General features: G+C 43.6%; 8 protein-coding genes. 3 read left to right on the forward strand and 5 right to left on the reverse strand.

Annotation, left to right across the window (positions count from 1 at the left end):
• Positions 1-150: 150 nt before the first annotated feature.
• From BHC51_RS09875 to BHC51_RS12815, 3 genes are all read right to left on the reverse strand, one after another.
• On the reverse strand, positions 151-606 hold the full coding sequence (locus tag BHC51_RS09875; protein ID WP_100098968.1) for a hypothetical protein: 456 nt from the start codon (positions 604-606) through the stop codon (positions 151-153).
• An 83-nt stretch (positions 607-689) separates the two neighbouring features.
• Entirely contained in the window at positions 690-2,717 is a 2,028-nt protein-coding gene (uvrB, locus tag BHC51_RS09880; RefSeq protein WP_100124054.1) for an excinuclease ABC subunit UvrB, read from the reverse strand.
• A gap of 187 nt (positions 2,718-2,904) precedes the next feature.
• Entirely contained in the window at positions 2,905-3,063 is a 159-nt protein-coding gene (locus BHC51_RS12815) for a hypothetical protein (protein ID WP_180296481.1), read from the reverse strand.
• Positions 3,064-3,174: 111 nt separating this feature from the next.
• Here BHC51_RS12815 and BHC51_RS09885 point away from each other — a divergent pair, with 111 nt between their 5' ends.
• From BHC51_RS09885 to BHC51_RS12820, 3 genes are all read left to right on the forward strand, one after another.
• Positions 3,175-4,050 (forward strand): KAP family P-loop NTPase fold protein, encoded by an 876-nt coding sequence (locus tag BHC51_RS09885; RefSeq protein WP_100153905.1) that lies wholly within the window; start codon positions 3,175-3,177, stop codon positions 4,048-4,050.
• A 185-nt stretch (positions 4,051-4,235) separates the two neighbouring features.
• Complete coding sequence (locus BHC51_RS12485) at positions 4,236-4,595, forward strand: hypothetical protein (protein WP_143558829.1); 360 nt, start codon at positions 4,236-4,238, stop codon at positions 4,593-4,595.
• Positions 4,596-4,684: 89 nt separating this feature from the next.
• Positions 4,685-4,831: a hypothetical protein gene (locus tag BHC51_RS12820; RefSeq protein WP_180296482.1), complete on the forward strand. Its 147-nt coding sequence runs from the start codon at positions 4,685-4,687 to the stop codon at positions 4,829-4,831.
• Between the two features lie 676 nt (positions 4,832-5,507).
• On the opposite strand, the gene BHC51_RS09900 is transcribed toward BHC51_RS12820, so the two are convergent.
• Together BHC51_RS09900 and BHC51_RS09905 are read right to left on the reverse strand one after the other, a co-directional pair.
• Complete coding sequence (locus BHC51_RS09900) at positions 5,508-6,332, reverse strand: amidohydrolase family protein (protein ID WP_100153908.1); 825 nt, start codon at positions 6,330-6,332, stop codon at positions 5,508-5,510.
• A gap of 22 nt (positions 6,333-6,354) precedes the next feature.
• Positions 6,355-7,623 (reverse strand): MFS transporter, encoded by a 1,269-nt coding sequence (locus tag BHC51_RS09905; RefSeq protein ID WP_100115384.1) that lies wholly within the window; start codon positions 7,621-7,623, stop codon positions 6,355-6,357.
• Positions 7,624-8,361: the final 738 nt, after the last annotated feature.

Raw genomic sequence — 8,361 nt, forward strand, 5'->3', positions numbered from 1 at the left:
AACCACATGACGATGCTATTTTATGATAACTGCGGGTGATTGTACCGGCTCTGCCAGTATTTAATTTATTGCTGTGGTTACAATAATTTGTCTGGCGGTGTTGATGTGAGGCGGGCTGTATGGTCAGTAGCCGGTGTTGTGATATGACAACTAGTGTTTCTGTGCCGGTGGTTTCGGCCGAGAAAAATACAGGGCGCTGAGGGCGGCAGCCAGTGTGATAAGTAGCAGTGGTATCCAGTCTAGCGGCCATCTGCACAGGAAGTGTTGCAGAAGTGTGCATAGCAGTGCGACGATGGCTGCGCCGATGGTGATGCGATAACGGGGATGGTTGTTGATTATGCAGCTGGCACATATGGCGGCCAGTAATGAGGGGATAAAGGCTGCATAAGATGTGTATACCAGTATCAGCATTTCGATGAGTAATGTATATTTGATGTCGGCGCTGCTGTGTATGCTGGTATGGATGAAATGCAGGCTGCTGCTGTCATTACAGTAAAACAGTATGCTGTAGAATGCGCTGGCTATGATTATGCTGGTGATGGTTTGCAGGATAACTGTGAGCACCCGGGCTAATGCGGATGGCTGGTGTGCTGGCTGGTGCTGCATGGTATGTGTCCTAGGTTGGCTGGTCTGTTCTGGCTACCGGCAAGATGCTCTGGCAGATGCTTGCGGGTAGCTACGCTGGTGGTTTAGGTGTCGCTGGCTCCAAACAGCAGGTTTTCTTTGATGGCGCGGATTTTGTCGCGAATCTGGGCAGCTTCTTCAAATTGTAAATCGCGCGCGGCAGCCTGCATGGCTTTTTCGAGTTTGGCGATTTCTTTAACGGCATCGTCTTCGTTGTGAATTTCGCCTACTTTGAGTTTGCTTCGGCCACGGCCTTTGCTGCTGTTTTCGTCGTGATAAACGCCATCGATGAGGTCGCGTACTTGTTTTTTGATTTGCTGCGGTACGATGCCGTGTTCGGTATTGAAGGCTATCTGGCGGGCGCGGCGGCGCTCGGTTTCGTCGATGGCGGCTTTCATGGAGTCGGTGATTCTGTCGGCATACAGGATGGCTTTGCCGTTTACGTTACGTGCGGCGCGGCCGATGGTTTGTATCAGGCTGCGATGGCTGCGCAGAAAGCCTTCTTTGTCGGCATCGAGTATGGCTACGAGTGAAACTTCTGGTATATCTAATCCTTCACGCAGTAAGTTGATGCCTACCAGTACGTCAAACAGCCCCAGACGCAGGTCGCGTATGATTTCTACGCGCTCTACGGTGTCGATGTCGCTGTGCAGGTAGCGTACTTTTACGCCAAGTTCGGCATAATAGTCGGTGAGCTGTTCGGACATGCGCTTGGTCAGGGTGGTGACTAGTACGCGCTCGCCTTTCTGGCGGCGGATGTTGATTTCAGACAGTAGGTCATCTACTTGTGTGGCTACGGGGCGGATGATGATTTCCGGGTCGATAAGGCCGGTGGGGCGTACTACTTGTTCGACTATCTGGCCGGCATGTTCTTCTTCGTATTTGGCCGGAGTGGCGGATACGAAGATGGTTTGTGGCATTACGCGCTCGAATTCATGGAATTTTAATGGGCGGTTGTCGCGAGCGGATGGCAGGCGGAAGCCATAATCTACCAGGTTTTGTTTGCGTGAGGCATCGCCTTTGTACATGCCGCCAATCTGGCTGACGGTAACGTGGCTTTCGTCGATGAACATTAGGGCGTTTTTGGGCAGGTAATCCATCAGGGTGGGTGGTGGTTCGCCCTCGGGTTTGCCGGAAAAGTGGCGTGAATAGTTTTCAATGCCTTTGCAAAAGCCCATTTCGTACAGCATTTCCAGATCGAAACGGGTGCGTTGTTCGATGCGCTGGGCTTCTACCAGCCGCCCTTCGTGGGTAAACCATCTGATGCGCTCACCCAGCTCTTGTTTGATGTGTTCACAGGCGCGTAAGACGGTATCACGCGGGGTAACGTAATGGCTGGACGGGAATACGGTATAGCGCCCTACGCGCTGTTGCAGGCTGCCGGATATGGGGTCAAACAGCTGCATGCGGTCGACTTCGTCGTCAAACAGGCTTACTCGTAAGGCCAGCTCGGAGCTTTCGGCGGGAAAGATGTCAATTGTATCGCCGCGTACGCGGAAGGAGCCACGGGCAAAGTCGATGTCGCCGCGTTCGTATTGCATGGCTACTAGTCGGGCGATGATGTCGCGCTGGTCGATTTTCTGCCCTTCTTTGAGGTGCAGGATCATCTGGTGGTATTCGTTGGGATCGCCAATACCGTAAATTGCGGATACGGTGGCTACGATAACTACGTCCTGCCGCTGCATCAGGCTTTTGGTGGCACTCAGGCGCATCTGTTCGATATGTTCGTTGATGGCTGAGTCTTTTTCGATAAACAGGTCGCGGCTGGGTACGTAGGCTTCTGGCTGGTAGTAGTCGTAGTAGGATACGAAATATTCTACGGCGTTTTCTGGGAAAAATTCGCGCATTTCGGCATATAGCTGTGCGGCCAGTGTTTTGTTATGCGCCATGATGATGGCCGGCCGGCCGCTCTGGGCGATGACGTTGGCCATGGTAAAGGTTTTGCCCGAGCCGGTAACGCCCAGCAGGGTTTGGCTGGCCAGTCCATCTTCCAGCCCTTCCAGTAATCCCTGAATGGCCGCTGGCTGGTCGCCGGCGGGTGGAAATGGCTGATGTAGTTTAAACACGCTACCGGGATACTGAATGACATTCATACGTTTGTAACCTGAAAATAAATTCAACCCAAGAAAAATAACTGTGGTTTAAACAGTTAAAACCGCAGTAGGCGGTTTGTGCTACACATAAGGCCATTGCGGATAAAAGCAAGTCTGGCTGTCTGCTTTATAGCGCAATCAGGGGCTAAATTGGTGATGGTGACGATACTTTACTTTTCTTGTTTATTTAATTACAAATCAGTTTGTTAATAAGTGCCGTGATGATGCGCTGTGGCTGATTTTTTTGGCTTTTGGTTTGTACTGGTGCTGCTGTTTGTGTATTTGGGTTGATGCTATAAATCTGGCTAATAGGTATATTTTCTGCCAATTTTCTGTAATCAGCCATGTATAACCGCCATTTTAAATGGATAAGCTATTATAATGGCACAATAATTAGATGAAACAGGATGACCGGAGATTACCGGACAGTTTTTAGTATAGAGGGAATAAGCAGATTATGAGTAAACCCAACAAACTGAAGAAATGTCAGCCAGTGGCAATTGATGCCGCCGATCCGTTTAAAAACGATGTGCTAAATAGAAAAGCCAATGTTGAAATTCTGACTCAATTTATTACCAGCTATGAACAATCGATTGTGCTGTGCATTGATGCTGGCTGGGGACAGGGTAAAACCACATTTATTAGGATGTGGCAGCAATATCTGAAGAATCTGGATATCCCGACTATTTATTTTAATGCATGGGAAAGTGATTACACGGATGATGCGCTGATTGCGTTGATTGGGGAAATTGGTTTAGCGATTGACAATCTATCTGGTGAAAATAAATCAAAAGCCAAAGGTCTTTTTAGTACCCTTAAAAATAAAATTGGGTATCTGGCTAAGGATGCATCACTCAAGGAGTGGCTACCGATTGTTGCAGCCATTGGAAGCCTGATTTCAGGTGGCCGCATTAAAGCAGATAAAATTGCTGAATTTACTGCCAATCTGGGCGCTTCTTTGGCTAAAGATCAAATTGAAAAATATGAGAAATCTAAACAGGTACTGTTTGAGTTCAAACAGGCATTAAGCCGGTTGGCTGAATGCTATTGCGGTAATGATGACAAGAAACCACTGGTGATTTTTATTGATGAGCTGGATCGCTGCCGCCCTAATTTTGCTATTGAGGTACTGGAAAAAGCCAAACATCTGTTTAATGTGGATAATATTGTCTTTGTACTGGCTACGGATAAAACCCAGCTAGGCCATTCTATCAGGGCTGTGTATGGGCAGGGACTGGATGTTAACGGGTATCTGGCCGGTTTATTGATTTTGATTATCTGCTACCTAGCCCAGTTGAATCTGATTACATTGTTAGTTTATCTATACAATTAGGACTTGATAAATATTTAAATAGAAACATTTTTTCCAATTACCCTCTTATAAGAATTTTAAAAGATATTATTAGTTTATATAATTTAACACTAAGAGAGCAAGAAGCTTTTTGCAATATTCTTAATATTGCCGTCAGAACTCACTTTTATATTCTAAAAAATAACTGTGTTACGTTTTTATTTTTATTGAATATACTAAAATTAAAATTTCCAGATTTATATAAAAGTCTGAATAGAGATAATAAAAGCAGTTTTATTTCTAATGTATTAGAAAATATTAATTCACATTATCCTGATGATACTGATAACGATACTTATTATTTAGAATTTTTAGAATGTATGCTTTTAAATGTTATCAGACCAGCTTCAAAATTCTCTTATGAAGAGACAGTTGACGATTATGTTAGGAAATACAATTTCAATGATGTTAAAAAACAAAAATTAATAGACAGTTTTGATATGGTTAAAGGATTTGAAATCACTATACGAGACTTATTACTAATAAAAAATGCTATTGAAATTTCGTCTTCATTCAGGCTTAACTGAACTATCTGACTGATATCATTTATCTAAATGATACGTGATAGTTTTATAGGCCAGTTGAGTGTATGCAGGCTGGAAAAGGCTGGTGATACATGAATCCGGCAGAAAATTTGCTGATGGCTTTGACTCATGCTGCACCACAAAACTCCTTACTTTTTGTGGTTGTAGCACTTATACCCCCAGAATCGGAAATTTGGTTACTACTTGCAACTGACTGCGTTGTTCATCTCAGTCAATAAACTGCCGGCAAGGCGGTTTGTGGGTCTGTTCTGATGTATGCCTGGAATAATCAGGCGGATTGTCATCATTGGCACTGTCGGGCAGCCGGTTTTGCTGCTTTTGAGGCTGTTGTTAATAGCTGTTTCGTTATTGAATTTAAACTGCTGGCTCCTGGGTTAATGGCAGTCCCCCTGTTTGAGTGCGTTTCTTTTAAGCGGCTGGTATTTTTGCTGGTGGGCATTATTCAGATAAGCTTTAGCTGTGCCGTTTAAGGAAGCGGAGCTGATTATTGATAGTGAATGACAAGGCTTTATTGCGATGCTTTGTACAGGCAGGTTTGCGGTATTTGAAGCTGCAAATTTACAGGCTGGTTTGTTGATATCACTCTTTTTTACTTTACTTGGCTATATTGTTGCTAACTTGCTTTATCACGGCTGCGATATTCTGTGCGCCAAGGTGTGGGATTCTGAACGCTAAATTTTTGGCTATTAATTTATAGCTATTAGCAGTCTGCTTATTTACCCGGATACTGGTATTTGCTTATGCACGATAGTTTTTCAGGATACGCTTTGCAGTGCCGGCAAGCTGGCTGCCGGCTTTAGCTATTCAGCTTACCCTATGGTGCAGATTATTAATGGCGATACGTTTTGTAATCACTGTCAGGCAATGTTATCTGTACTTCTGCTAGGCAATATTTTAGATAAATCTGAACAGTTTGGCTGGTGTATCCCATAATAAGGCTTGTGCCAGTTGTTTATCCTGTAGCAGTATATTCAGTTGGGTAGCCAGATATACTGGGTTGATTTGTTGTTCATACTGGGTATGTGGCCAGTCGCTGCCCCACATTAGGCGGTGGCTGCCCAGATTTTCGAGTAATAAGGGTATGGCAGCGGCAAAAAATTTATGGTCTTCTGCTGTGGTGGCATTCATCCGGTATACAGCGGAAAGTTTGCACCAAATTAATCCGCTACGCCCCCACTCTAGTAGCTGCTGAAAACCGTAATCACGGGTAGGTATACTATCTGATGGCCGACCAAAGTGATCGACTACCACGCGGATTTCGTGTTTGAGCAGTGTAGCAATCACGGGGTTAAGTTTGTTACTGTGGCAGTGCAGTTCTACATGCCAGTTGAGGGCTTTGATTTTTTCGAACAGATTTTGCCACGCGGTCGATTGCAGGTCAGGTTGTGTGCCGTCTATAATATTCAAGCGTATGCCCACGATGCCTGCTCTATCCATGGCTTCGAGTTCGGGCAGGGTGATTGTGGTGGCTACACAGGCTACACCTCTGAGACGAGGTACGGTTTGTGCGATGGCCTTTAGCATAAAGCTATTATCACAACCCAGAAAGCTCGGCTGAATCAGTACTCCATGAGTACAGCCAAGGCCGTCTAGATGAGCCAGATAATTTGCCAGTGGCGCACTTTGTGCTGGTGTATAGCGCCGGCCAGCCACCATTGGCAAAGCTAAAGTGAACACATGTGCATGGCTGTCAATTCTACCGATTGCCGTTTGATTCATTTGATTTCTCTTCCCTAGTCTTTTATTTATCAAATATCTGTCCAGCCTGATTAATCTGTTTTAAATCGCGTCCTTTGGTTTCTGGTAGCAGCAAAACGCTAATTACCACTATTGAGTAAGCCCAGCTGGCATCGATACCAATGGCTGATCCCAGAGACATTGATGCACTCATGTGCCCTACTAAAAATGGAAATATTGAGGATAAAATACGACCAAAGTTATAACAGAAGCCCACGCCGGCACCACGATACTGCTGTGGATAAAGTTCGTTAAATAATGCACCAAGGCTGGAAGGTATGCCGGCGGCAAAAAAGCCCAGCGGAAAGCCTAGAAAAAGCATCTGGGTGTTGTTTAAGGGGGCAAAGAGGTAAATGCGTACGGTGATAACGCAGCAAATGGCAAATAAGGCAACATTAAAGCGTCTGCCAATTTTATCGAGCAGAACTGAGCTGGCCATACAGCCACACCAGAAGGCAAAAATAATCACTGCGAGATAAACACTTGAATTGAGCACTGAAAGGTTGCGTTCTTCTTTCAGGTAGGTGGGCAGCCATGACATAATAGCGTGATAGCCGCCATGTGCCCCAAGTCCCAGTAAGCCACCGAGTAATGTAGTGCGAATCAGTGAAGGGGAGAAAATACCGAACAGTGCGCTGATTATGGGTTGCTTATCTTCGGTTTTCGGTATTTCTTCGTTTTGTTTTTCTGGTTCCTGAACATGCCGGCGTATATAAAAAATCAGTAATGATGGTAGTAAGCCTACGGCAAACATTATGCGCCAAGCTATATTTTCCGGAGCCAGACTGAAAGTCACAGAAAACAGGATTACTGCCAGCCCCCATCCTACTGCCCAAGCACTCTGCACTATGGCCATTACTTTTCCGCGATACTGGGTGGAAATGGTTTCTGCCATGAGTACTGCTCCGGCAGCCCATTCTCCACCAATGCCAAATCCTTGCAAGGCTTTTAATACCAGCAGCCAGTGGTAATCGGTTACAAATGCTGCCAGAAATGTAAAAAATGCAAACCATATAATCATAATTTGCAATGTTCTTACGCGCCCATACCGGTCTGAAAGTGCTCCGGCAAACCAGCCTCCTAAGGCGGAGGTAACCAGTGTGGCACTACTAAGTAATCCGGCCTGCCCTTTGCTGATGGCAAAATAGGCTAGCAGCGATGGTATAACCAAACCGAACATTTGATTTTCCAAGGCATCCAGTGCCCAGCCACTAAAACATGCCCAAAAAGTTTTTTTCTCATTTCTTGATACTGCCCGATACCACGTAAACATAGAGGTTCTCTTTCTTTATCTATTTTTGAGAATATATAGTTTTAATTAATTTTCAGATCAATAAAGTCTTTTATAACTTTATGTCTTTAATTTACTATTAACTACATTTGCAGCCAATAAAAAGATTTGTTTATTTGAACTAAAGCAAACAGGTCAAACTTTGATCGTTTATTGTTTAAAATAAATTGTTAATTACCTATAAGATGGTATTTACTAATTAAAACAGGCTTAACGAAATATGGTACTGCTAGTAACCAACAATTAGGTACAGCGAATATATGATTGTAGGCCATCCTTTATCGCGTAATGCGATTGATATTAAAAAAATTTAATTTAATTCTAATAAGAATAGCGAATTCTGTGCCAACTTTTACTTTAGAATTTTTATAATGGCTAGCTAGTGTATTAAAAATGCCTATAACTGTTATTAATTTAGAATTAAATAATCTAGCTTGTGACATTTTTTATTAGTCATTGTTGTAAATATGTTTGATACGAAGCTACAATTTTGGTTGTATTATTTATTAAGATAGTATTAATAATTCTACAGACATAAGTAGATGCATAAGCTATGACGCTATAAAATGCGGTATTGGGCTATTATTTATATGCCTTTTAGATGGGCACTTTCCTTTCTGCATGTAATTAATCCAAGTAAACCTATAAATTTAATTTTTGCATTATATATTTTACTATATATATGCTTAATATGACTAATTTTTATTATTAAAGTTTAAT

The organism is Snodgrassella alvi, from assembly GCF_002777745.1.
Taxonomy (GTDB): Bacteria; Pseudomonadota; Gammaproteobacteria; order Burkholderiales; family Neisseriaceae; genus Snodgrassella; species Snodgrassella alvi_D.